General features: G+C 64.0%; 22 protein-coding genes and 1 tRNA gene. 16 read left to right on the top strand and 7 right to left on the bottom strand.

All coding sequences use genetic code 11. The features are described 5' to 3' along the window. Positions 1–67: 67 nt before the first annotated feature. The 3 genes from ACG2LG_RS04470 to ACG2LG_RS04460 are packed head-to-tail and all read right to left on the bottom strand — an operon-like array spanning position 68 to position 3,425. Positions 68–1,162, bottom strand: a complete 1,095-nt coding sequence (locus ACG2LG_RS04470; protein WP_396256691.1) for a glycosyltransferase family 4 protein — start codon at positions 1,160–1,162, stop codon at positions 68–70. After that, a complete protein-coding gene (locus ACG2LG_RS04465; RefSeq protein ID WP_396256689.1) occupies positions 1,159–2,067 on the bottom strand; it encodes a mitochondrial fission ELM1 family protein in 909 nt (302 codons plus the stop codon). Before ACG2LG_RS04465 ends, ACG2LG_RS04470 begins: the two co-directional genes overlap by 4 nt. Further along, positions 2,064–3,425, bottom strand: coding sequence for a lysophospholipid acyltransferase family protein (locus ACG2LG_RS04460; protein WP_396256687.1), 1,362 nt, complete (start codon positions 3,423–3,425; stop codon positions 2,064–2,066). Before ACG2LG_RS04460 ends, ACG2LG_RS04465 begins: the two co-directional genes overlap by 4 nt. A gap of 89 nt (positions 3,426–3,514) precedes the next feature. On the opposite strand from ACG2LG_RS04460, the gene ACG2LG_RS04455 reads away from it, so the two are divergent. From ACG2LG_RS04455 to ACG2LG_RS04440, 4 genes are all read left to right on the top strand, one after another. After that, positions 3,515–3,586 (top strand) — tRNA-Arg (locus ACG2LG_RS04455). 94 nt (positions 3,587–3,680) lie between these two features. Continuing rightward, positions 3,681–3,917 carry a type I restriction-modification system subunit M N-terminal domain-containing protein gene (locus ACG2LG_RS04450; protein WP_396256686.1) on the top strand — a complete coding sequence of 79 codons (237 nt, stop codon included), beginning with the start codon at positions 3,681–3,683 and terminating at the stop codon, positions 3,915–3,917. Between the two features lie 56 nt (positions 3,918–3,973). Next, a complete protein-coding gene (locus tag ACG2LG_RS04445; protein ID WP_396256684.1) occupies positions 3,974–4,216 on the top strand; it encodes a hypothetical protein in 243 nt (80 codons plus the stop codon). After that, positions 4,216–4,731, top strand: a complete 516-nt coding sequence (locus ACG2LG_RS04440) for a GNAT family N-acetyltransferase (RefSeq protein WP_396256682.1) — start codon at positions 4,216–4,218, stop codon at positions 4,729–4,731. Before ACG2LG_RS04445 ends, ACG2LG_RS04440 begins: the two co-directional genes overlap by 1 nt. Here ACG2LG_RS04440 and ACG2LG_RS04435 read toward each other — a convergent pair. Beyond that, positions 4,716–5,027, bottom strand: a complete 312-nt coding sequence (locus ACG2LG_RS04435; protein WP_396256680.1) for a DUF1778 domain-containing protein — start codon at positions 5,025–5,027, stop codon at positions 4,716–4,718. The genes ACG2LG_RS04440 and ACG2LG_RS04435 overlap by 16 nt on opposite strands. 618 nt (positions 5,028–5,645) lie before the next feature. Here ACG2LG_RS04435 and ACG2LG_RS04430 point away from each other — a divergent pair. Next, positions 5,646–5,879: a type II toxin-antitoxin system VapB family antitoxin gene (locus ACG2LG_RS04430; protein WP_396256678.1), complete on the top strand. Its 234-nt coding sequence runs from the start codon at positions 5,646–5,648 to the stop codon at positions 5,877–5,879. Next, complete coding sequence (locus tag ACG2LG_RS04425; protein ID WP_396256676.1) at positions 5,876–6,262, top strand: PIN domain-containing protein; 387 nt, start codon at positions 5,876–5,878, stop codon at positions 6,260–6,262. Before ACG2LG_RS04430 ends, ACG2LG_RS04425 begins: the two co-directional genes overlap by 4 nt. A 47-nt stretch (positions 6,263–6,309) precedes the next feature. Here ACG2LG_RS04425 and ACG2LG_RS04420 read toward each other — a convergent pair whose 3' ends face one another. Continuing rightward, positions 6,310–7,203, bottom strand: a complete 894-nt coding sequence (locus ACG2LG_RS04420) for a class I SAM-dependent rRNA methyltransferase (RefSeq protein WP_396256675.1) — start codon at positions 7,201–7,203, stop codon at positions 6,310–6,312. Between the two features lie 45 nt (positions 7,204–7,248). On the opposite strand from ACG2LG_RS04420, the gene ACG2LG_RS04415 reads away from it, so the two are divergent. The 10 genes from ACG2LG_RS04415 (at position 7,249) to ACG2LG_RS04370 (ending at position 21,377) form a co-directional block, all read left to right on the top strand. After that, on the top strand, positions 7,249–9,180 hold the full coding sequence (locus tag ACG2LG_RS04415; RefSeq protein ID WP_396256673.1) for a phospho-sugar mutase: 1,932 nt from the start codon (positions 7,249–7,251) through the stop codon (positions 9,178–9,180). Positions 9,181–9,343: 163 nt separating this feature from the next. Continuing rightward, positions 9,344–11,116 (top strand): apolipoprotein N-acyltransferase, encoded by a 1,773-nt coding sequence (gene lnt, locus ACG2LG_RS04410; RefSeq protein WP_396256672.1) that lies wholly within the window; start codon positions 9,344–9,346, stop codon positions 11,114–11,116. Beyond that, the gene (locus ACG2LG_RS04405; protein WP_396256670.1) at positions 11,113–11,595 is read left to right on the top strand and encodes a hypothetical protein; all 483 of its coding nucleotides are present in this window, start codon (positions 11,113–11,115) and stop codon (positions 11,593–11,595) included. The genes lnt and ACG2LG_RS04405 overlap by 4 nt, the downstream gene beginning before the upstream one ends. Positions 11,596–11,835: 240 nt before the next feature. Then, positions 11,836–12,924 carry a GNAT family N-acetyltransferase gene (locus ACG2LG_RS04400; RefSeq protein ID WP_396256669.1) on the top strand — a complete coding sequence of 363 codons (1,089 nt, stop codon included), beginning with the start codon at positions 11,836–11,838 and terminating at the stop codon, positions 12,922–12,924. Next, positions 12,921–13,727, top strand: a complete 807-nt coding sequence (locus ACG2LG_RS04395) for an aminotransferase class IV (RefSeq protein ID WP_396256668.1) — start codon at positions 12,921–12,923, stop codon at positions 13,725–13,727. Before ACG2LG_RS04400 ends, ACG2LG_RS04395 begins: the two co-directional genes overlap by 4 nt. A gap of 78 nt (positions 13,728–13,805) precedes the next feature. Continuing rightward, a complete protein-coding gene (locus tag ACG2LG_RS04390; RefSeq protein ID WP_396256666.1) occupies positions 13,806–14,858 on the top strand; it encodes a sugar phosphate isomerase/epimerase family protein in 1,053 nt (350 codons plus the stop codon). A gap of 71 nt (positions 14,859–14,929) precedes the next feature. Further along, positions 14,930–16,087, top strand: coding sequence for a Gfo/Idh/MocA family protein (locus tag ACG2LG_RS04385; protein ID WP_396256664.1), 1,158 nt, complete (start codon positions 14,930–14,932; stop codon positions 16,085–16,087). Between the two features lie 257 nt (positions 16,088–16,344). Next, the gene (locus ACG2LG_RS04380) at positions 16,345–16,971 is read left to right on the top strand and encodes a hypothetical protein (protein ID WP_396256663.1); all 627 of its coding nucleotides are present in this window, start codon (positions 16,345–16,347) and stop codon (positions 16,969–16,971) included. A gap of 219 nt (positions 16,972–17,190) precedes the next feature. Continuing rightward, positions 17,191–20,310, top strand: coding sequence for a CHAT domain-containing protein (locus ACG2LG_RS04375; RefSeq protein WP_396256661.1), 3,120 nt, complete (start codon positions 17,191–17,193; stop codon positions 20,308–20,310). A 197-nt stretch (positions 20,311–20,507) separates the two neighbouring features. Continuing rightward, positions 20,508–21,377: a ThuA domain-containing protein gene (locus ACG2LG_RS04370; RefSeq protein WP_396256659.1), complete on the top strand. Its 870-nt coding sequence runs from the start codon at positions 20,508–20,510 to the stop codon at positions 21,375–21,377. A gap of 1 nt (position 21,378) precedes the next feature. On the opposite strand, the gene ACG2LG_RS04365 is transcribed toward ACG2LG_RS04370, so the two are convergent. Both ACG2LG_RS04365 and ACG2LG_RS04360 read right to left on the bottom strand, forming a co-directional pair. Beyond that, positions 21,379–22,326, bottom strand: a complete 948-nt coding sequence (locus ACG2LG_RS04365) for a hypothetical protein (protein WP_396256658.1) — start codon at positions 22,324–22,326, stop codon at positions 21,379–21,381. 43 nt (positions 22,327–22,369) lie between these two features. After that, on the bottom strand, positions 22,370–23,341 hold the full coding sequence (locus tag ACG2LG_RS04360) for a YHYH protein (RefSeq protein ID WP_396256656.1): 972 nt from the start codon (positions 23,339–23,341) through the stop codon (positions 22,370–22,372). Positions 23,342–23,387 lie beyond the last annotated feature (46 nt).

Raw genomic sequence — 23,387 nt, 5'->3', positions numbered from 1 at the left:
GAGGCTGCGCCTCGAAGGTCCAAGTGAGAAGTTCCAAGTGCCAAAGGGGTGGCCTCCGCGCCCCGGATCAGAGAAGCTCGCGGTAAACATCCACGGTTCCTTCCAGCATGCGCTGAAGGGTGAAGGGGTTGTCCGGTTGGACGGTCGCGGGGTGGTCGAGCTGGGCTTCGATGGCCTTGGCGGCGGCCTTCACATCGAGCGGCGGGACACAGCCTTCCGGGAACAGCCGGGCGAGCTGCTCGCCGACGCCCCCGTGGTCGTAGCCGACGACGGGAACTCCCATGGCCAGCGCCTCGAGGGTCGTGCGGCCGAAGGATTCGGGTTGCGTGGTCAAGGACAGCACCACCGTCGAGATGGCAAGGATCTCGCGGAGGTCGTCGCGGTTCCCGGTGAAGGTGATTCGCTCGGTCAGGCCCTCCGCCTTCACCCGCTCAAGGACTTCCTCGAGGTAGGCGGCCTTGCGCGGGTGGGCGCCACCGACAACCACGGCGTGCACATCCGGGCGATCGGAGAGTTCATTGAGGATATCGATGAGATCACCATGGCCCTTGAGGCGGGTGATGCGCCCTGGAAGGGTGATGAGGGTTTTCCCCCGGGTTGCCGGAAAAGCGCTTTCAAAAGCGGTCAGCCAAGCGGTATCCGGCCGGAACCCGTAGGGGTAGCGCTCCGGGTCCACCCCGCGTGGAATGACCCGCAGCAAGGGCTCGGACACCTTCGGATAGTTGGTCAGCACGTATTCCTTGATGCTCTCGGACACGCAGATCACCCGCTCGCCGCGGGTCATGATCGCCGACCAGCGGTTGACCGAATAGAAGCCGTGAACGGTGGAGACGAGTCGCGGGCGCCCGCCGGGGGGCAGGTGCTTCCATGCCCTCCACACGAGCCACGCGGGGACCCTCGAGCGAACGTGGACGATGTCCGGCTTCTCGTCGCGCATCAACCGCCGGAGCCGGGGGATCAGAGCGAGGGAGCTTATGGACTTCCGCCCGACCGGCAACTCGATGTGGCGGCCGCCGTCGGCTTCGAGTTCGCCGACGAGCCGCCCGCCACCGGAAAGGACGACGGATTCGTGTCCCTCGCGGGCGAGGTGGGCGGATAGCTCCAGCGTGCCGCGCTCGACGCCGCCGGAATTGAGCTCGGGCAGGACCTGGAGGATCTTCATGGTAGGCGGCCGGGAAAGTAACGTTCAAGGACCAGAGCCGCACAGCGGTCGGCTTCCCGCAGGATGCGGGGCGGGGCGGGAAGTTCGCCGCGACCCATCCATTCGTCGAATGGAGTGATCCAGCCCTCTTCGACCAGGCGGTCGACTCCCCGCGAGACCCGTCCGGGCTTCTTCAGGGGCGTGGGGATGAGTCCGACCCTGGCGCCGCTACTAAGGCTCTCGTAGATCATCGAAATCGAATCCGAGGTGACCCAGACCTCGGCGGCCTCGGCCAGCCGTTGCGGCAACCATTCGGCACCCGTCGATCCGTGCGGGTAGCCGGCGATTCCGGGGCATGCCCGGGTGATGCGATCGAGGGTTCCCCCGGGGCTTCGCCGCGAGTCGGTGATCCGCCACGGCCGGTCGCCGCAGCGCCCGACGATGGCGTTCACCGCCTCGACCACTGCCGCTTCGTCCCAGCGGTGGATCTTTGAAGGTCCGCCGATCAGGATCAATCCGCCGTGTTTGGCGGCGTCCCCCGGGGGAGGCACCCGGTTGAGGGCACCCTTGCTGACGATCGTGTGTGGGCCGGCCTTGCCATCACCGAGATCGTGTTCGGGGATGACGCACAGGTCGAAGAACGTGGACGGAATGGTCGGCTTCATCAGGAGCACGCAGGGGGCATCGGTCCTCCGGCTGAAATCCAGCATCGGCAGGTGCGTGCGGTGGCCCGCCCCGACGATGAGCGCGGGTGATCGTTCCGGGGACGGTGAATCCAGCAGCGCTGCCAGGCCGCGCTTGTGAACCCGCCGCTTTTCCACCTCGATGGGTGTCAGTCTCCCGATTGCCTCGATCAGGCCCAGCGACTGGTTTTCGTGGCCGGCCTTGCCGTCCGTGAGCAGGAGGATGGAAAGGGGATCGGTCACTTGCGGAAACGGGGCGGGACCCAGGCGAGTTCATCGACGATCGCGAGCCAGCCGGAAGGATCGGTGGGCGTGGCGTGGCGGGAACTCCACGGCTTGCCGGCCACGCCGACCCCGACGATGGCCCGGATTCCGGCGCGCTTCGCAGCCCGGGCGATCTTCTTCTCTCCACCGAAGAGAATGACGCCGTCGAGGGGAGCGGGATGGGACTCATCGATGCGGCGCAGGGTGGCGTCGGCGTGCTCGGGCGGTTGGTCGGGATCCCATCGATGGATCGCGATCCGGTCGTTTCCGGCAAGTGCCGGATCATCGCCGAGAAGGTCGAGCCGGAGGTCCGGGCGGGAGGCGAGAAGCCGGTCGGTGATCTGGATGCGGAGCGCCGCTTCGAGATCGTGCGGCAGGCTCAGGACCATCCGCAGCGGGACGGTGGCCGCGGCGGCCTGCTCGGGGTCGATCCGGGTGAAGAGGCTGAGCGGTCGCAGCGAGTTCACCCGCCAGCGGTCGTGGAACCAGAAGACATCGGTGAGGCTCGTCCTCATGCTCGCCTCCAGCGCCGACATGATGCGCCCGACTTCCGGCTTGCCTTCCATCGGGCGCACGCCGAGGCGCCACCGCCCCGGACTTTCGGTGGCCATGCTCAGCACGGTCACGTCGGCCCGTCCGCGCTTGGCGAGCAGGGTGGGCAGGGGCGAGCAGGTGGTGAGTTTCCCGAAGAAGGGGATCGCGACCCCGCGGGCACCGGCCTTGTGATCGGCGAGCACCCCGAGCATGCCGCCATCGCGGAGGAGGGCCGCCGGCGCGTGAAAGCCATCCTTGCGGCTGAACATTTTCGCGCCGTCCATGGAGCGGCGGCTTTGAGTGAGCTGGTCGAGCAGGGGATTTCCCAGAGGACGGTAGACCCCTCCGTAGTCCGCCTCACCGACGTAGGCCTTGCACAGTCGCGTGGTCGCCTCCCAGTTTCCCATGTGGGCCATGGTCAGGATCACGCCGCGGTGCCCGGGACCGCGCCCTCCGAGGTGCTCGGTGCCCTCGGCAAGGGTGGCCTCGTGAACGGCGTCGAGGTCGAGGGTCGGGGTCTTGAGTGCCGCGAGGAAGTTGGCACCTGCCCGGCGGTAGACTTCGAGGACCAGCTCCCGGAGCTGCTCAGGGGAAGGTGCCTCGGCAACCGTGGCGATGCGGAGATTGCGCCGGACGATGCGGCGGTGGCGCGGGGTGAGCGCATGGAGCATCCGTCCTGCGGCCCGGCCCAGGCGGCAGGTGTCGGCCAGCGAAATTCCCCCGAGCACCCGCTCCATCCCGCGGAACAGGAGGAACTCGAGGCGGTGGAAGATCGTGGTTTGGGGCGGGTCGGATTCGCTCACGCGGGACCATGCTCGCCAGTGAGGCGGGATCCGGCAAGCCCGGGACTTGCACCGGCGCCATCCCCCCGACTAGTCTCCCGCCGTCACCCGTCCCTGTAGTTCAACGGATAGAACAAGGGTTTCCTAAACCTTAGATGGAGGTTCGATTCCTCCCGGGGACGCTTTTCGGCCGGCGCTTCGCCTTGTCACGCTGGGTTTGGCGTCCTTACGCTGCCCGTGCCACCGTTAGAGGAGGCAATTTGCTTTTTCCCGCCCATGCACTGGACCGAACCCGCCTCCGCCGACGACTCCCATTTCGAGCTGGAAAAGCAGCTCTGGGACGCCGCCAACCAACTCTGGGCCAATGCCGCCCTCAAGCGCTTCGAATTCCCGCCGGTCGTTCTCGGCCTGATCTTCCTCCGCTACGCCGATGTCCGCTTCCCGGCTGCCCACGAAGAGTGGGACGAGGACAAGGAGCTAGGTCGGTGGGTGAACACTCAACGGATCCATTAACGGGGTGATATGAAAGATGTGGACCGAATAAGGCGGCTGGAGGAACTCGGGTTTGTATGGAATACGCGGAAATGAAAGTTGCGCGACCTGCAGGCAGAAAACAGGAGCTTCCGGGCAGACGTGACGACGACAAAGCAGCGCGGGAGGTGGGGAACCGTTTCAAGATCCCCAAGGACTCGTTCAAGCTGGTGATCGTGCGCGATCCCACAGGCGCGGAGCTGACGGGCTCCGACGGTCTATCTCGACAAGTGGATGCGCCGTCACGCAATGGAGATGATGTCCGGAAAGAGGGTGCATGATGCCTGAGCTTCTCCACATTCAGGTGCTCGATCGCTCGCGTCACGACCGCGAGGATTTCGACTGTGGGGTGCCGGAGCTGAACGACTACCTCGCGAAGCAGGCCAACCAGGATGTGAAGCGCGGGGCCTGCGGATGCTGGGTCGCGGTGGCTTCGGAGCGGGGGCAGGAGATCCTCGGCTACTACACCTTGTCCGCCGAGGCGGTGGAAATGAGCGAGCTGCCGGAGCTGCCGAAGTCGCTCGGGCGGAAGCTGCCCCGCTATCGGCGGATCGGAGCGGCCTTGCTCGGCCGTCTGGCAGTGGCGAAGTCGGTGCAGGGCCAGCGAATCGGCGAGCGCTTGCTCTATGACGCCCTGACCCGCTGCCTTGTATCCGAGATTCCCTTCGTGGTGGTCGTGGTCGATCCGAAGGACGAGCAGGCAGTGGCGTGGTATGAACGGTTCGGGTTCCGCCCGATGAGCGGCGACCGGATGGTCGTCACGATGGTTGAACTGCGGGCCTACTTCGCCGGCTGATTGACATCGCTGACGACCGTTTCCCGATACAGCTTCAAGGCGGCCAACATTTCCTCGGTCGGCTTGCGCGGCGGGGCGTTGAGGATTTCGACGAAGCGGCGGGATTCCTCCTCGTTGAGGCGGATGACGGTGCGTTCCTCGATGACCTCGCGGGCCTTGGCGAGCAGGTGTTCCACCGTGAAGGAGGCCAGCGAGCGGCCCTCCAATGTGGCGGCGCGCTCGATGGTGTCCTTGTCGTCCGGGCTGATCCGGGCGACGAGGCGCTCGGATTTCGCTTTTTTGGTGCCCGTGCTCATTGGTGAATGTGTGCCATGGAGTCACCCATTTTGCAAGGTGGATTTCGGTGGCCTTGCCGGGTCCGGAGGGCTGTTTTCATGATGTGCGGGGGTTTCACGTTTCGGTGAAGCCGGGCTTATTGGTGAAACACGAGGGGAAATATGAGCGGCTTCACCGAAGACCAACTGATCGAGCAACCGCCGATCCAGCTCAGGCGAGCCGATTGTGCCTCGATCTGAGGAACTCGGTGAAAGCCGGTCGGCGGACTGGTCTGTCGAGGCTACCCTTGGCGGCATATCGCCACGTGTGGTGAGAAGCGGACTGTCGCCATGGCAGAGATTGCAATCGACGGCGGATTCGTTTTCACGGAATTCGTGTAACCTGAGAAACATGGCAATCAGCGCGGATGGGGAGTTGCTGCGCTGGCCGAGGATTTGGGGCTGCCCGGCACGACACCAGCGTTTCCCGGCGGCTGCGAGACGATTCTGAGCGAAGACTTGTCGGACGGAGCCAGCTACTTCGGAATCAGGGTGGAGAGTCCCTTCGAGGGTCTTTCGTGGAACTGAGGGAGCGTTTCGAGCCTGCGGTGTTCCGCGCAAGGTGCTTGATGGAATCCTAGTCTGTGGTATTTGGATTCCATGAAGACGACCGTTGATATTCCCGAGGACGCGCTGCGAGATGCCATGCGGTATGCCAAGGCAAGGACGAAGCGGGAGGCGATTCTGACGGCGATCGAGGAGTTCAACCGCCGGAAGCGGGTGGAGGATTTGGTGGCGAATTTCGGCACCTTGGATTTTGCGAGCAATGACGAGATTGAAGCGGGCGACCTGGAGGAGATGGCGGCGCGCTCGACGGAAAGGAGCGGGAGGTGAGTTCCCTGATTCTGATCGACAGTTCGGTCTGGGTGGAGGTGGCGCGGAAAGGCGGGGACAGCCCACTGAAGGATGAAGTGGGTGAATTGCTGAGCGCCGGGCGTGCGGCGATGTCGTGGCCGGTATGGGTGGAGTTGTTTCAAGGGGCGAAGGGCAAGCGGGAAGAAGAGAACCTGAAGGGGTGGAGGGACCTGAGCCAGTGGCTTGAGTTTGAAGCGGGCTGCTGGGCAGAGACCGCGACGGTTGCGCGTCGCTGCCTGCGGGCAGGCGTGAACGTGCCCCTCGGCGATGTGCTCGTGCATGCCTGCGCCCGTCGATACGATGTCGGGCTGCTGGAGCGCGACCGGCATTTCGCGCTGATCCGTGAAGCAATGGGAGCGTGAACGATGTCCCTGGCTGATCGGGCTGGAGCGGCGTGTCCGAATCCACCTCAACGCCGGAGTCGGAGGGTCTTCAAGTAGGGCTCACCGGTGAAATCGGGTGGCATGGGCACGGATTCGATCAGGAAGTCGCGGGGCAGGGAGTCCAGCAGCTGATTCCGAAAGGTCGTTTCCGTGAGCTGGCGGCAGTTGGTGCAGGCGAGGATGGTGCCGGTGTCTGCGAGGCACCTCTCGGCGAGGGCGGCGAGATGTCCGTAGTCGGTTTCGACACGGAAGACCTTGCCGTCCTGGTCGCGGGAGAAGGTCGGGGGGTCGAGGATGATGGTGTCGAAGCGACGGCCCTGCTTCGCGAAGCGGCGGAGCCAGTGGAAGGTGTCGCCTTTGCAGAAGTAGTGGTCGCTGGGGTCGATGGCGTTGAGTTCGAGGTTGCGTCGGGCCCAGTCGAGGTAGGGCTGGGACAGGTCGAGCGTGGTGGTGATCGCGCCGACCGAAGCGGCGGCCACCGAGAAGGCGCCGGTGTAGGCGAAGGTGTTGAGCACCCGGGCGTCGGCTTGGGTTTGCTCGATGAGCCAGCGGCGATTGCTCCGCTGGTCGAGGAAGATGCCCTGCGAGTAACCGGAGGAAAACGAGACCTCAAAGCTCAGGCCATTCTCGCGGATGGTGAACGGCTCGGTGCATTCCGGACCGGTGACGTGAATCGGCGACTCTTTCTGATGCTGGTCGAGACGCTTGTGGTAGATGGTGCGTCCGGTTTCCAACAGCGCGTCCCGCATCTCCGTCGGAATCGAGTCGCCGCGGGTGGAAACCAGCCAGCGGCCGGCGAAGGCGTCGATCTCGAGTCCGTCGAGTCCGTCGCCTGCGCCATCGAAGACCCGGAAGGCGTCGGTCTGGTCATCGGGTAGCGGCTGGCGCCGATCGAGCGCCGTCTGCACGAGATCTCGCATGGGGGCATTGCCATGGCGGAGATGAGCGTTAGCATCCAGCCCGAAATGAGCGACCTCACTTCCCTCCTCGATGAAGCCGCCGCGGCGGGTCACCTGCTTTCCAGCTCCCGCGAGAACATCGACCTTCTGCTGGCCGGTGCGGCCGGCCCCCTGGCCGAGACCGCCATCCGCCAGCTGGCCGAGGCCGGTGAGTGGGAGGAACTCAACGACCGATTCTTCAAGACGCTGGCCTTCGGCACCGGTGGCCTGCGCGGTCGGACGATCGGCGGGGTCGTCACCGAGGTCGAGCAGGGCGATGGCGGGCCGAACGGGCGCCCCGAGCATCCCTGCGTCGGTACCGCGACGATGAACTTCTTCAACGTGTCGCGGGCGGTGCGCGGCCTGATTGCCTACACCCGCTCGGCGGTCGGTGAGGGCCGGAAGCCCAAGCTGGTCTTTGCTCATGACACCCGCCACTTCTCCCGCGACTTCGCCGAGTACTGCGCGAGGGTTTCGGCCGAGCTCGGGACGGATGCCTATCTTTTCGAGGATGCCCGCTCGACGCCGCAGCTCTCGTTCATGGTCCGCGAGCTGCGGGCCGATGCCGGGGTGGTGCTGACCGCCAGCCACAACCCGTCGCACGACAACGGCTTCAAGGCCTACTTCAACGATGGCGCCCAGATCGTCGAGCCCCATGCCTCGGGGATCATCGCGGCGGTGAATGCGATCGAGAGCGAGGTGTACGAACCGCTGCCCGCCGACCAGCAGGGAAGCGTGACGGTCCTCGGAGCCGAGGCGGATCGCCGCTACATGGACAAGCTCAAGTCGCTGCTGATGCAGCCGCAACTTCTGGAAGGAAAGTCGGCCAAGGTGGTCTTCACCAACCTTCATGGCACGGGCGGACAGATCACGGTGCCGATGCTCAAGGAACTCGGTTTCGAGGTGCTCACGGTGGCCGATCAGGATGTGCGCGACGGGCGATTCCCGACCGTCGCCTCACCCAATCCGGAGAATGCCGCCGCGTTGCAGATGGGGGTGGATCTGGCGGAGAAGGAGAGCGCGGAGATCGTGATCGGCACCGATCCGGACAGTGACCGCATGGGTGTGGTCGCGCGCGACGGAAACGGTGAGATGCGTCTGCTGACCGGCAACCAGATCGGCTCGCTGATGTGCTGGTATCGGTCGAAGACCGCCTTCGACATCGGCTGGCTCAACGACACGACAAGGGCGCGGGCGGTGATCGTGAAGACCTTCGTCACGACCGAACTCCAGAGTGCGATCGCCGCAAAGTTCGGTCTCGGCGTGGTGAACACGCTGACCGGTTTCAAGTACATCGCCTCGAAGCTCGGGAAGTACGAGCAGGCGATTCCCGCGGACAAGAAGGGTGGCGACTACCGGGATCTCGACGAGGATACGACCCGTGCGCTGCGCCTCGAGTATTCCCGCTTCTTCCTCTTTGGCGGCGAGGAAAGCTACGGCTACCTCGGCTGCGACTTTGTCCGGGACAAGGATGCCAATGGAGCAGCGGTGATGTTCGCCGAGGTGGCGGCCTACGCGAAATCGGTCGGAACCACCCTGCCGGATCTGCTGGACGACATCTACGCCGAGTATGGCTACCATGAGGAGAGGGGTCGGGCCATGGTGATGGAAGGCGCCGATGGTGCGGCCAAGATCCAGGCGCTGGCCGCCTCGTATGCCGAGTCGCCGCCGACCGAGCTGGATGGGGCGGCGGTCGAGAGGTTGCGGGACTTCGCCAGCCAGGATCTGTTTGATGAGGAGGGGGACGAATTGCCGAAAGAGAAGATGATCTTCATCGATCTTGCCGACGGTCGTTCGTTCGCGGTGCGACCTTCCGGAACCGAACCGAAGATCAAGTTCTACCTTTTCGGGAAGGATGCGCCGTCGGAGGATCTGACGGCATCGAAGGCGAAGGTGTCCGGCGGGCTGGACTCGCTTTGGTCGGCGATCGAGGCCGATGCGGAACAGCGGATGGCATGAAGGGGGATTTGGAGTGCGGTGGCTCGCCACCGCTTTGGTGGGCGAGCTTGCGAGCGTGGCGGGGGACGTGCCGGTTGGGCGGATCGACGTTCGTGCGGGTGGCATTTCGCCGAGGTGGCTCGAAAGCGGAGGCAAGCCTCCGCACTCCAAAATGATGAGGGCGATGCTTTTCAAATGGCTGGCGGTGCTCGTTGCGGGCGCCGCCATGGCGCTGCTGGTTCCGCCCTTCGATTTCGGAGGGCTGGTCTGGCTGGTCATGCTGCCCTTGATGGCCACGCTGTGGACGCTGAAGGGCAAACGGGCGGGATGGAAGGGCTTCGGCTACGGCTGGTTGGCAGGGTCGGCCTGCTTCCTGATCACCTTCCACTGGCTGACCGAGGTCACCGGTGTCGGCTGGGTGGTGGTGGCCCTCTACCTTGCCCTGTATCCGGCCTTGTGGGGCATGTTTGCGGCGACCTGGGGAAATCCGTGGCGGGAGCAGGAGAACCGGAGCGAGAGCGGGATCGAGAAGAGGATGCGCGAGCGCACGGGCTCGGACTTGAGACCGCTGCGGGATTCGATGCGCTCGATGGGTTTCGCCTTCGCGCTGGCGGGATTCTGGTGCGGTACCGAGTGGCTGCGCGGCTGGGTCTTTACCGGCTTTGGATGGAACACGCTCGGCGTCGCGTTTCACCGGACACCGGTCCTGGCGCAGTCGGCCGACCTGCTGGGCATCTGCGGGCTGTCGTTTCTCCCGGTCTTTTTTCAGGCGGTCCTCCTGCAAGTCGCGCGTCGGTTGTTCCTCCAGGCCCGGGGCGAGCGCCGGGGATTGCGGATCGACTTCGGTGTGACGGCGGTGCTGCTGGCGCTGGCCTTTTGCTACGGCGTGTGGCGGATCGATCAGATCGGCGGACGGGACGGTGCGAGGCTGAAGGTGTTGCTGGTGCAGTTGAACATTCCCCAGGAAGCCGCGCGACGGTTGTGGACGCCGGAGGAAATCCACATGGGCTACGAAGATGAGACGCTTAAAGCCCTGAAGCGGATCGAGGAAGCCGACGCGGCCCGGATCGACGAGGAGATGGTCGAGGGCGGCGCGCTGGAGCTTTCGACGCCCGACTGGATCATGTGGCCGGAGTCGGCGCTGGTTGGCCGGATCCTGCGGATCGAAGACGGGAGTTGGGGAACATGGGGAGAGAACCTGGAGACGATGGGCCGGGTGATGGATGAGGGGGAGTTCACGCTGGTGATGGGGCTCAACGAAGTGGAGGGCGAGGTGATGGGTGAGCAGATGGTGGAGAAGGCGGGCGGTCGGATCTGGAACTCGCTGGTGATGTTTGATCCCGAGTTGGAAATGCAGACCTTCCGCAAGCGCCACCTGGTCATCTTCGGCGAATACATTCCGCTGGTGGAGCAGGTTCCGCTCTTGCAGAAGATCTACGAGCAGCAGTCGGGAGCCCAGTACGGCGGAGCGTATTCGCGAGGGGAAAGCCTGGAGCCGTTGAAGGCGGAGATTGATGGTCGGGACGTCGGACTGATCCCGAGCGTCTGTTTCGAGGATACGGTTCCGCGCCTGATGCGGAAGTTTGTCCGCGGCGGACCGCAGTTGATCCTGAACGTGACCAATGATGGCTGGTTCAAGGACAGCCCCGGGGCGGCACAGCATTTCGCCAATGCTAGGTTCCGGTCGATCGAGTTGCGTCGGCCGATGGTCCGCTGCGCGAACACCGGCGTGAGTGCGGCGGTGGATGCCATCGGCACGACGGCTCATCCCGGGACCGGCGAGCCGCAGGAGTTGCGGGATGAAAGCGGCAACCACATCACCCGTGGATCCCTGTTGGTGGATGTGGTGATTCCCGACCAGCCGGGATGGTCGCTCTACATGCTGATCGGAGATTGGGGCGTGATCGGCCTGGGGGTGCTGGGGCTTGGTGTCGGATGGAGGCTCGGAAGTAGGTGATGACCTGGCGATGGACGGATCGGGTGGCGTTGGGGTGTTTCGTGATGTCCTTGCTGCTGCTGCTCGCATTCCATCTCTCTCCGCTGTTCGTGGAACAGCGGGGTGTGGGATCGGAGGAAGTCACCTATGGCTGGATGGTCTGGCCTGCGGTTGTCGGAGACCTCGTCGATTTCGAGAATATCGACGTCGAAATCGCCGGGCCGTCATTCGCGCTGGTGCTCGGCGTGGCGCTTGCGCTGACCTCGCCCTTCGTGATCCCAACGCTTTCGCGAAACCGGGTGCTATGGTGGTTCATGCTTCTCGCTTCGGGCCTGCTGGTGACGGGGCTGACCGGGATTCTGGGCTCGATCATGTTCAGAGACGATCCGTTGATGGGCAACGATCATCTTGGGGTGGGCTATCTCTGGGTGATGACGTTCCCGCTCCCACACCTGATGGGTGTCTTGTTCGTGAGGCAGCGGCCGGTCGTGACCAAGTAGGAAGATGGGGCGGAGTGCCGCTCTCCGAGCGCCATGACGGGGCTGGTCGGCTTTCAGCCGACTCGGGTGGCATGATTCAAATCGTGAGTCCCATCCGTTTCCTTCGATCCCGCCGATTCCCGCGACGTGGACGTCGCCACGCCCCGTCATGGCGCTTCCATCCTTCGCCAAGGCTTCGGAGGACAGGTGGAAAGCGCCACTCCGCTTGCGAAGCGGCGGGTGGGCTGATAGGCAGACCCCGTGGCGGCGCAGAGCGATGTCAGGGCAGTGCTTCAGTATGTTCCCCAGTTCCGGGGGAAGGTCTTCGTCGTGCTCATCGAGGCCGGCCTGTTGCCCGAGCCGGCCGTGGCGGAAACCCTGCTCGATCTGGCAGCGCTCGAGTCGGTCGGCGTGAAGCTCGTGCTCGGCGTCCTCGGCGGCGACATGAAGGACCTCTACGACTGGACGCTCGAGTGCGAGATCAAGGCGGCTCGTCTTTCGCATCCGCTCGGCGACCCGGCGGCGCTCGAGGAGGCGAAAGGCATCCTGGCTCGGGGCCAGACGGTGGTGGCGGATGCGTCGTCGAACGATCCGCTGGACCCCCAGGTGGTGGATTTCACGCTGGGAATCGGTGCGGTGAAGCTGATCGCGCTGCTGGAGGAATCCATCCTCATCGATGGCGAACCGGTGCCGGCGGTTCCGGCATCCGAGGCGGATGCCATGGCCGCGGGAGGCAAGGTGACGGGTGCCGCGTTGCTGAGGGCCGCGGCGGAGGCCTGCCGGCGGGGTGTGTCGCGGGTCCATGTGCTCAACGGGCGGCGGCAGGGCGTACTGGTCGACGAGCTTTTCTCCAACGAGGGCGTGGGAACGATGATCCACGCCGATGCGTATCGCGAAATCCGCCCGCTGCGGGACGAGGACATTCCGGAACTGCTCGGCATGATCGGGCGGGTGGTCCGCCGCACGAAACTGGTACCGAGAAACTACGAGGACATCCTTGCGAGGATCGACGAGTATCACGTGATGACCATCGACGGCAACGTGGTGGGCTGCGTGGCCCTGCACCACTACGATTCATCCGAGCTTGCCGAGGTGGCCTGTCTCTACGTGAAAATGGCCCACGAGGGCCGTGGCTACGGTGCGGATCTGGTGCGTCATGCCGAGCGGGTCGCCGCTGACGCAGGGGTCGCGGGGGTGTTCGCCCTGACCAATCGATCGGCCGGATTCTTCCGGGATCAACTCGGATACGCGGAGGGCGGCAAGGAGGATCTGCCGGAGAGTCGTCGACGGCAGTTGGAGGAAAGTGGACGGGACTCGCGGGTCTTTCTCCGGCAACTCGAGGGGACATGAAGACCTGGCTGCTTGGAGAGCCGGGAGGTGCGGAACTGCTGCACGACCGTGCGCTGACCCACGGCCTCGGGGTGTTCGAGACCCTGTTGGCGGTGGACGGCCGGCTGGTGAGGGCGGACCTGCATCTCGAGCGCCTGAGGTCGGGATGCGCGCGGCTGGGAATTCCCGCCCCGGAGGAGAAGGCGGTGCTCGCCGGGTTGGAGCCGGTGCTTGCCGAAATCGTGGCGCCCCGGATGCGGGTGCGGGTGATGCAGACGGCCGGTCCGGGCGGGCTTCGGGAACTTGCCGGCGGCTCGCCACGGACGCTGCTCTCGATCGAGGCGCTCGGTTCCGTTTCCTCAACCATCGCGGTGGCGACCTCGCCCTGGCCGCGAAACGAAGGCTCGCCGCTCGCCGGGGTGAAATGCTCGAGCTACGCCGAGAGCCTGGTCGCGCTGGACCACGCCCGGCGGGCCGGGGTCGACGAGCTGATCTTTCCCAACACCCGGGGAATGCTCTGCGAGGCGGCCACCGCCAACGTCTTTGTGATCAAGGATGGAAACCTCGTGACCCCGCCGCTGGCCTCGGGTTGCCTGCCCGGGACGACCCGGCAGCGCGTGATCGAATGGGCACCCGGGCTCGGGATCGAATGCGAGGAACGGCCCGTGACGATGGACGAGGCCAGGCAGGCCGAGGGGCTTTTCCTGACCTCCTCGACCCGCGGCGTGGTGTGGGTTCGGCAGTGGGATGACCGGGTTTTCCTCGATCGACGCCTGGCGGATCTTTGCGCGGCCGAGTTCGAGCGTTCGCTGGCAGGCGATTGAATTGCGCGGGAAATCCGATTTTCCCATGGATTCGCCAAGGGGGGTGTCATTAGGCTGACGCCGAACTCAGAACCAACCATGTCACGTCCAGTCACGCTATTCACCGGTCAGTGGGCCGATCTGCCCGCTGAGAAACTGTTGCCGAAAGTCAAGGAGATGGGCTTCGACGGCGTCGAGCTCGCCTGCTGGGGCGATCACTTCGACGTCCAGGCCGCCCTCAATGATCCCGACTACATCCCGGCCCGCTGGGAGCTTCTCAAGAAGAACGACCTCGGCTGCTACTCGATCTCGTCGCACCTCGTCGGCCAGGCGATCTGCGATCCGATCGACGAGCGCCACCAGGCGATCCTGCCCGAGCACGTGTGGGGCGACGGCGATCCCGAGGGGGTCCGCCAGCGCGCCGCGCAGGAGATGATCGACACCGCCAAGGCGCTGCGGAAATTCCTCGATGCCGGCAAGGAATACATGTCGGGCCGCACTCCGGGCAACGGCAAGGCGGTGGTCAACGGCTTCACCGGTTCGTCGATCTGGCACGCGCTCTATGCCTTCCCTCCGACCAGCCAGGAATATCTCCAGGCGGGTTTCGACGACTTCGCCAAACGCTTCGGTCCCATCCTCGACGCCTTCGACGCCGAGGACGTCTATTTCGGCCTCGAGGTCCATCCGACCGAGATCGCCTTCGACATCGCCAGTGCCGCCCGTGCGATCGAAGCGGTCGGTGGGCACAAGCGCTTCGGCTTCAACTACGATCCAAGCCACATGGGCTATCAGGGCGTCGATTACGTGAAGTTCATCCGCGAGTTCGGCGACCGGATCCACCACGCCCACATGAAGGACGGTTGGTGGGGTCACGGCAACGGCGACGTGGGCGTCTTCGGCGGTCACACCGACTTCGGTGACGCCCGCCGCTACTGGGATTTCCGCAGCGTCGGCCGCGGCGACATCAACTTCGAGGAGGTCATCGTCGCGCTCAACGACGTCGGCTACAGTGGACCACTTTCCATCGAGTGGGAGGACGGTCGCATGGATCGTTTCCACGGGGCCGCCGAAAGCTGCGCCTACACGAGAAGCATCGATTTCCCGGTCAACAAGGCGGCCTTCGACGCGGCCTTCGACAAGTCCAACCAGTGAGTTGGTAAACGCTGAAAAACTGAAACGCTGAAATTCTGAAAGTTATGTCAAACGCACCATTGAGAGTCGGAATGATCGGGGGTGGAGGGGGAGCCTTCATCGCCAACCCGCACCAGAAGGCGATCCACTTCGACGGAACCCGCCGCGTGACCTCGGTCGCGCTGCACCCGGATCCGGAAATCGCCATGAACGAGGCCGAGAACTGGCCTTACCCGGTGAAGGGCTACAAATCCTACGACGACATGTTTGCCGACCAGGCGAACCTGCCCGACGACGAGAAGATCGACTACGTGCTGATCGTGACGCCGAACTTCGTCCACTTCGATCCCGCCATGAAGGCGCTCGAAGCGGGCATCCCCGTGCTTTGTGAAAAGCCGCTGACGACCGACCTGGAGAAGGCCGACCAGTTGGTCGCCAAGGCGAGGGAGAAGAACGTGCCCTTCGCGGTCGCGCACACCTATCTCGGCCACTGGACCAGCTGGTTCATGCGCTTCATCGTGAAGAGCGGCCTGATCGGCGAGGTGCGCTGGGTGGATTCGTACTACATCCAGGGCTGGCTCGCGAACAAGCTCGAGGATTCCGGTCAGATGCAGGCCGAGTGGCGGACCGACCCGAAGAAGGCGGGCGGCAGTGGCTGCGGCGGCGACATCGGGACCCACGCGATGATGCAGCTGCGCTACGTCACCGGACTGGAAATCGAGCGGGTTTCGGCACGGCTCGAGAAGTTCGTCCCGGGGCGCCCGATCGATGATCACTTCACCGTCTATTGCGACCTCAGCAACGGCGGCAAGGCGCTGGTCCGTGCCTCGCAGATCTGCATCGGCCACCTCAACGACCTCGGCATCATGGTCGCCGGCACCAAGGGTGCCATCAAGTGGCGCCAGGAGGAACCGGAGCAGATCACCGTGCTGGTCGACGGCCAACCGGACCGCACCTACTGGCGCGGAGCGGTGTCGGCCAACGACGGTTTCCTCGGGGACGTGCCGGACTGGCTGCTCAACGAGCCGACCATCCCGCCGGGCCACGGCGAGGCCTTCCACGATGCCTTCGCACGCCTCCACCGCGAGTTCGAGAAGACCGTGCGTGCCTACCAGGCGGGCGAGGAGTGGAGCTGCGACGGCGAGAAATACGCCAACATCGACGACGGACGGATGGGTCTGGCCTTCATCGACGCCTGCCTCAAGTCCAGCGACGCCGATGGTGCCTGGGAGGCGGTCTGCAAGGGCTGAGAACTCCGCCGCAACACCTCCGCCCCTGCCGCGCCCGTTCGCGGCAGGGGCTTTTCGTTTGGGGTCCGTGACTCTTGTCGCACCGCGGCACAGGGGAGTCTGATGCCCCCTTCCGAGGAACTTTTTGGTGAATGCTGGAACGGGGCCGGCTTCCGGGGTGGTGCCGCGGTGTGCAGGGAAGTCTCCTGGGAACTTGGGGAAGACGGGCGACCGAACGCATTGACACCGGTCCATGGCTTCCTAACCTCGGAGAGTCCATGAAACCGGTGATGAAACGTCCTATGAGGGCCGTGCTCCGCAGTATGATTTGCTTGTCGATCGTGGGGGTGGGCTTAGCCAGCGAAGAAGAAGATGCCCGGATCGCTGCGATTCAGAAGAACTTGGGGACTTTCAAGAAGATCGAACTCAAGACCGATCCCGGCAGCGGCAGACCGATTCCCTTTCAGATCGAACTCAACAAGGATGTCATCGTCCACGACGGTTTGCGACTCTCTGGCTTCCGGTTCACCGTCGACCGGGACGAGAAGTTCGGCCCTAAGCGCGATCAGCACTTTGCCTGGTATTTCATTGTCCCCGCCAATGCTGGATTCAAGTCGTGGTATGTCGTCAAATCGGAAGGCAAGATGCGGGGATTCCACGCATTCCGCGAGCGCGACCCCGGAGCCTTCAGGGGGCTGGACAAGGTTCCTCCGAAAGACAAGGGGATGCTGATTCTTCAACTGCTTGGGGGCAGCCGGTTTGTCGATGGCGATGAGTATGTGATGTGGTTTGGCTTCGACGAAGCCAGCGTTGAGCCACGCGAGACCACCGTTTGTCTTGGATTCACCCCAGACGATGACACCAACAGCTTTCTGGGACTCGAACCCATCGACGAAGAGCCGTGATCGATTGGCATCGGCAAAGCGACCACCTGTTCCCGCTCAAGCGGGAAACCGGCATTACGGAGAGCGTGTGCCGCAAACACTGTCGGCCCGCGCTCGCTGAAGATCCCCTGGAGGACGCCCCGCGAACATCCAGGGTAGGACAGCCCTGCGCTGCGAGCCCGTCGGGGGGCTTGGAGCGATGAGCTCCATCTTGTCCCGACCCAAAACCTTCCCAGAATCATGAAAATGGATCGTTTCTCACGACTTGGATCCGTGGCGATGGCCGCCTTCATACTGGGTGTGGCAGGGGCGGCTCATGCCCAGGGTGAAGATGTCCAAGCGCAGTTCGCGCGGGCCCACAAGCTCATCAACGAGGGAAAGGCGGACCAGGCATTGCCCATTTTGGAGACGCTGCGCAAGAAGCCGGAGGCCGTTAGCGAAACCGGCCTGGCACGCGTTCAAGATCTGTATGGAGTCTGCCTGTTGAACAATGGCAGAACGGATGATGCGATTGAGGCCTTCAGCGATGGGAAGGAGATCTATGAAGGGCTCAAGCCTTCGGATCGGGAGGGGTATGATGGCTTGTTGCTGAACCTGAGCATCGCACAGAGGGCTGCGAAGCGGTTTGAAGGTGCCGAGAAGACCCTGCTGAAGTTGTTGGAACTTGTAGAAGAGCAACGTTCGACGAAGCCGGCCTGGTTCGTCTTGGGTGAACTGGCGGCACTACACGAAGAGGCCGGAGACCTCGACCGCGCGCTGACCCGTATCCAGGCAGCCCTGGATGCTCTACATCGGAGCAATTCCGAGGATCACGAGAGCGAGGCACGGATGTATGGGGCCCTCACCGACTACCTGACGAGAAGAGGGGATGTCGCCGCATCGATGCGTAGTGGCGAGAAATGGGTGGCGGCTGCGCGGCGGGCCTACCCCCCGGAAGACCCCAATCTGGCCGCCGCGCTGCAGAGTTGTGGCCGGGCACTTGAGAGGGTCGAAAGAATCAAGGAGGCGAATGACTTGTTCGTCGAAGCCATGGAGATTTACCGCAACGCTTCGGGAGGAAGCAGCTTGCCGGGCGAGACACCGGTGTTCATGTGCATGGTTTCGCTCGCTGGAACAAAGCTGCGTCTCGACCAGTTCCGTGAAGCGGAGGCTCTGCTCAGTGAGTCCGAGCAGGTGCTGAATCGCATCCCGGGCAACACCATGCCGCTTGCCGGTTACTGGCACGACTGCTGCCGCCGGCTCTACATGGTCATGAACGATCCGGAGAAGACCCTCCACCATGCCGAGGAGTCGCTGGCCTGCTACCGGAAGGCTTACGATGAAGACAGTCCCATGGTGAAGGATGCACGCCGAACTCTCGCCCTCATGTATGAGAAGCTGGGTCGCCAGGAAGAGGCGGACCGTATGGGCGAGGGTTTGGATGGGACCTACGCCAATCAGGATGAACTGCGACAGATCGAGGGCCGCGGCTGGAACGCGTTCATGGAGGGCGATTACGCCGCCGCGGAGAAGCTTTTCACCGAGTTGTACCAGAGGGTGCTCAGGGAGCACGGGGAGGATCATCCATGGGTCGCCGCCGCACTCTTCGGCTTGCTCAACACCTGCCACGCCACAGACCAGGATGAGAAGGGGGCCAGCATCTATGCGCGTCTCGGGGATTTCATGAAGTCGCATGAGGACCGGCTGGATTCACGCATTGCCCGCGATGCTTATCTGGGTTTGGCCATCATGGGTCACAAGTTGAAGAAGCGCGAGGAGGCGAAGGCGTGGACGACGAAATACTACCTGAACCATGAGCGGCAGATGAACGCGGTGCTCTCGGTGGGGACGCATCAGCAAAGACTCCAGTTTGCCGCCAGCCGGGATCCCTACCACCTCTTCGCCACCCTGAATGCTCCGCGGGCCCTGGCAACCGTGGTGTTGCGGCTGAAGGGAGTGGTCATGGATTCGCTGCTGGAGGAGCGTCGCTATGCGCTGATGAGCAAGGATCCCAAGCACAAGGAATCCATCACGGAGCTTGCCCGCCTCAAGGAGGATTACCGGAAACTCACGTTCTCGAGGGACCCCCAGGCAGCCCGCGACGCTGAGGAGATCAAGGCGCGCATCGAGGGGGTGGAACAGGATATTGCGGGCCTGGGCACCTCCGCTGGCGTGACCCGCCGGGCCTTGCGGGTGAAGATTGAGGATGTTCAGGGAAAGTTGCCTGACGATTCACTCCTCATTGAGTTCATCCACTACCACGACGCCCGGCGTGTCCTCTGTTACGGCGCAATATTGATTCCACCAGCAGGCGAGGTGAAGTGGGTGCCGATCGGTCAAGGTGATGAACTCGACAGCTATCTGAAGGGCTACAAGTTCATTGGCAACCACTTCGGGAACCCGGCGATGATGGAAGCGTCCGCCCGGAAGCTTCACAGCATTTTGTGGGAGCCCGTCGAGAAGCACTTTCCCAAGGGGACGAAGCGGCTGATTCTCAGCCCCGACAGTGAACTGTGTTTCGTGTCATTCGCGACGCTCTTGAACGCCGGCGACGAGTTCCTCAGCGAGCGCTACGACATCCAGTATGTCGCAAGCGGCCGGGACCTGCTGCGTCAGCCCTATCGTGATGAGATGGAGCGGAGCCGGAAGACGATGACCATCTTTGCGGATCCTGAATATCTCCTTGATTCGTCCGGTGGGGATGGCGCCCGGTGGATGGCGCCACTGCCTGGAGCCCGGGAGGAAGGCGAGGCCCTCAAGGCCATGGCGGAAGGCTGGGGCTGGAAGGTCGATCTCTTCACCGCCGAGCAGGCCGATGAGCAGACGATGCGGGCTTTGCAGGCGCCTCGCATCCTTCACTTGGCCACCCACGGGTTCTATCTGGACGACATGCCCCATCCCGGCAAGCAGAGCGAACAGGCCAATCCCATGCTGAAGAGCGGATTGGCTCTGGCTGGCGCGGAAAACACTTTCAAGGCATGGCGCTCGGGGAAGGTCAACGATCCCAGCCGGGACGGCATTCTGATGGCCGATGAGCTTGGCGACCTCGACTTGCGCGGCAGTTGGCTGGTGTGCCTTTCCGCCTGTCAGACCGGCAGTGGCGAAGCCAAGTCAGGACAGGGCGTGCTGGGTCTGCGCCGGGGGTTTGTCGAGGCTGGCGCGCAACACCTGATCAGCACGCTGTGGCCCATTCCCGACGACACGACGGTGCCGATGATGAAGGACTTCTACACCGAGCTGGCGATCAACCAGGATCCGCCGCTGGCGCTCTCCCGGGTGCAGCGCGACTGGCTGGTCAGGCTGCGCGACAAGCACGAGAGCCCCGGCCTCGCGATCATCAAGGCGGGAGCATTTATAACAAGTTCCTATGGCGCTCCGTGAAGCAGTAACTGATCTCAACACTTCAAGGGCTGAGAACTCCGCTTCAGCACCTCCGCCCCTGCCGCGGTTCTGCCGCGGCAGGGGTTTCTGTTTGGAGTGTGGCGGCAAGCCTCCGCACTTGCTCCAAAACCTTGTGGAGGTCGGCCTTGAATGGTAGCGCTCTGGAGCCGTCGAATCACGCGTTCTCACAAGCTCTTATGAAAACCACACTCCTTCTTCCGCTGGGTCTTGCCATTGCTGCCGGACTGATCGCTGCCTCACCCAAGAAGGAAATGCCACCGGCCGGGGCGCTTGAGAAGATTGTCGAGTCGCTGCCGGCGAAGCCCTACGCCAAGCCGAAGCAGAAGAGAAAACTGCTGGTCTTCTCCAAGACGGCGGGCTTCCGCCACAAGTCGATCGCCACCGGCAAGGTGGCTCTGGAGGAAATGGGAGAGAAGACCGGGGCCTTCGAGGCGGTCATCAGCGATGACCTCGCCAATTTCGAACCGGACAAGATCGGCCGGTTCGACGCCATCCTTTTCCTCAGCACGACCCAGAATGTCTTCAAGGGGGCGGAGAATGAAAAGGCGCTGCAGGAAAGCCTGATGAGCTTCATCCGGAGCGGGAAGGGGTTCATCGGCATTCACGCCGCCACCGACACCTTCTACAACTGGCCGGAGTATGGCGAGATGATCAACGGCTACTTCGACGGGCATCCGTGGGGTGCCGGCACGCCGGTGCACATCTTCGTCGAGCCCGGCAAGGAGGAGCATCCGCTTGCGGCCATGTTCGAGGGCGAACCTCTGGAATTCAAAGAGGAGATCTATCAGCTGAAGGATCCCTACGATTCCTCGAAGGTCGACATGCTGCTCCGTCTCGACCGCGAAAAGAGCGCGGAGGTCAAGGGCATCAAGCGCAAGGACAACGACTTCGGGGTCGCCTGGGCCAGGAACTGGGGCGAGGGTCGCGTCTTCTACTGCTCGCTCGGCCACAACCACCACATCTACTGGCACCCCAAGGTGCTCCGGCATTACCTCGCCGGCATCCAGTGGGCGCTGGGCGACTACGAGGTCGAGGTCGCGAAGTGATTCACGAGTTGGGCGGTCGCACCACGCGCGGCCGCGGTTTTCTCGGCTCCGCGGGTCCGGGTGCGGGTTGCCGCGGTTGCGGCTGAGCCTGGGGTGACGGCTTGCGCACGGGTGGTGCGGGGATGGACTTTCGGCCGGTCGCCGCATCGTCGAGGGTCCGCTGGTCGACCTCGACGGTGCGGAAGGTGTATTTGGGATCGAGATCAGAGACGACTTCCCGCATCTTCTGCTGGAGTTCCGGTTCGCCGTAGAATGGTCCGGAGCCGGGGCCTCCGCCGGTGTGGGTCTCGAGGAGCAGCAGTTCTCCCTTGCTCAGGAGAAATGAAGGATGCCCGGAGTCGCCTGAAATGAGGCTCTTGCGTCGCTCGGGAGAAAGCCGGTCGTCGAACTGGAAGTGCAGCCAGTTGGGGCCCATGTTGCGAATCTGGTGGAAATACAGCTTCCGTTTCTGTTCGGTGACGAGCGCCGTGGCACCGACCAGCAGGCTTTGGTAGTCGTCGCGGGCTTTCGGCAGGGGGTAGCGGCGGATCTCCGGCGGCAGCGGCCGATCGAGAAGTCCGATGGCGACGTCGCAGCGGAGGCCCCGATCCGTCAATTTGACGACCTTCTCTACCGTGCGGGCGTGGCGCCGCCCGGTCCGGTCGTGGAAGACCAGATCCTGGCCGGCCGGCCGGATGTAGTGGGCTGCCATCACCACGTGGCGGGGCGTGATCACCGTTGCCGTGTTGTTCTTGTCCCAGGCCACGCCGCTGAGATCGAGCTTCCACGGCCATTCCTGGCTCCAGCGAACCGGGCCCGCCGCCGTGTAGCTGACGAACAGATCGTTCGGGCCTTTCGCATCCTTGGCAAGATCGTGGAGTTCGAGCGCGGGATCGTGGAGCGCGCCGATCCGCCCGCTTCCCGAGCAGGAGAGAAGGCACAGGATCAGGGCCGTGGTGATGGGACGCATGGGGGGACTCTGCGCCCGATCGTGCCGCGAGGCAAATCACGGATCAGCGCCGCGGAGGCGGCCCGCCACGCGGCGGACCCGGCCGGCCGCCCGGAGGCCCGGGGGGAGGTCCGCCATCGGCCCCTTCCGGACCTTCGCCAGGGGGACGCTTCGCAAAGGAAGGATCGGGTTTGCCCCGGAACAGGCGCGGGATGAAGGGGTAATCCCTGGTCAGGACATAGTGATACGTTCCGTCGGGAAACTCCGGCGTGACGCCGACGCGTCCGTTGCATTCGTCGAGGTCACCGAGGCCGTCGACGTATTCGTAGTCGGCGGTGTAGGTGCCGTCGTGCTCCCCGCGGGGACTGCCCCGGCCTTCGCGCCGGCCCTCCTTCAGGCGGTAGCTGGAGCGGAGCATCACCACGCCGCTGCCCGAGTCCTCGGGGTCGACATACCCGTAGAGCCCGTAGATCGGAAAGCCGTCGGCCGCCCAGCCGATGAGGGTCATTTCCCGGCGACCGCCCGAGAGGCGCTCGAACAGCCCGGTGGGAAGCCCGTGGTAGTGGTAGGCGCCGTTCGGTTGGACGTGGGCATGATGATCGTCGAGCCCGAGATCCACCTCGCCGGAGAGCGCCTCGTAGTTCCATTCAGAGTCGCGGCGGTTCCGATAGAATTCCGCCGTGGCCGGGTCGAAGACCACGCCGTTGAGGGCAACGCCGAAGAGGTTGTGGCCGACCTCGACCGCGCGCTTGGCCGCCTCCGGTTCCACCGGCATCGAGAACAGGTAGTCTTGGGGAGTGATGGCGTTGGGATTGTCACGATTGGGAAACCGTCCGGTCTTGTGGTCGGGAATTCCGTTCGACTCGACGACGCGGCGCTGACCGACCACCCGGATCTCGACTTCGGGACGGCTCTTCGCCGACCGATGCGCCTGCTCGAGATCGAGTTCCGGATTGTGGATCGACGGCGGGTGTTGCGGATGCGCGACGAGGGGGAGGGTGGGGAATGCCAGCAGCAGGATCGTGGGAACCTTCATGCGACAAATCCAGGCACCGCCATGTAAAGCGCGTGTGTTGAATGCG

Origin of the sequence: Haloferula sp. A504 (genome assembly GCF_044385805.1) — a bacterium.
Taxonomy (GTDB): Bacteria; Verrucomicrobiota; Verrucomicrobiia; order Verrucomicrobiales; family Akkermansiaceae; genus Haloferula.
The sequence above is the reverse complement of the archived record's forward strand: the minus strand, read 5'-3'. Positions and strand labels throughout refer to the sequence as shown.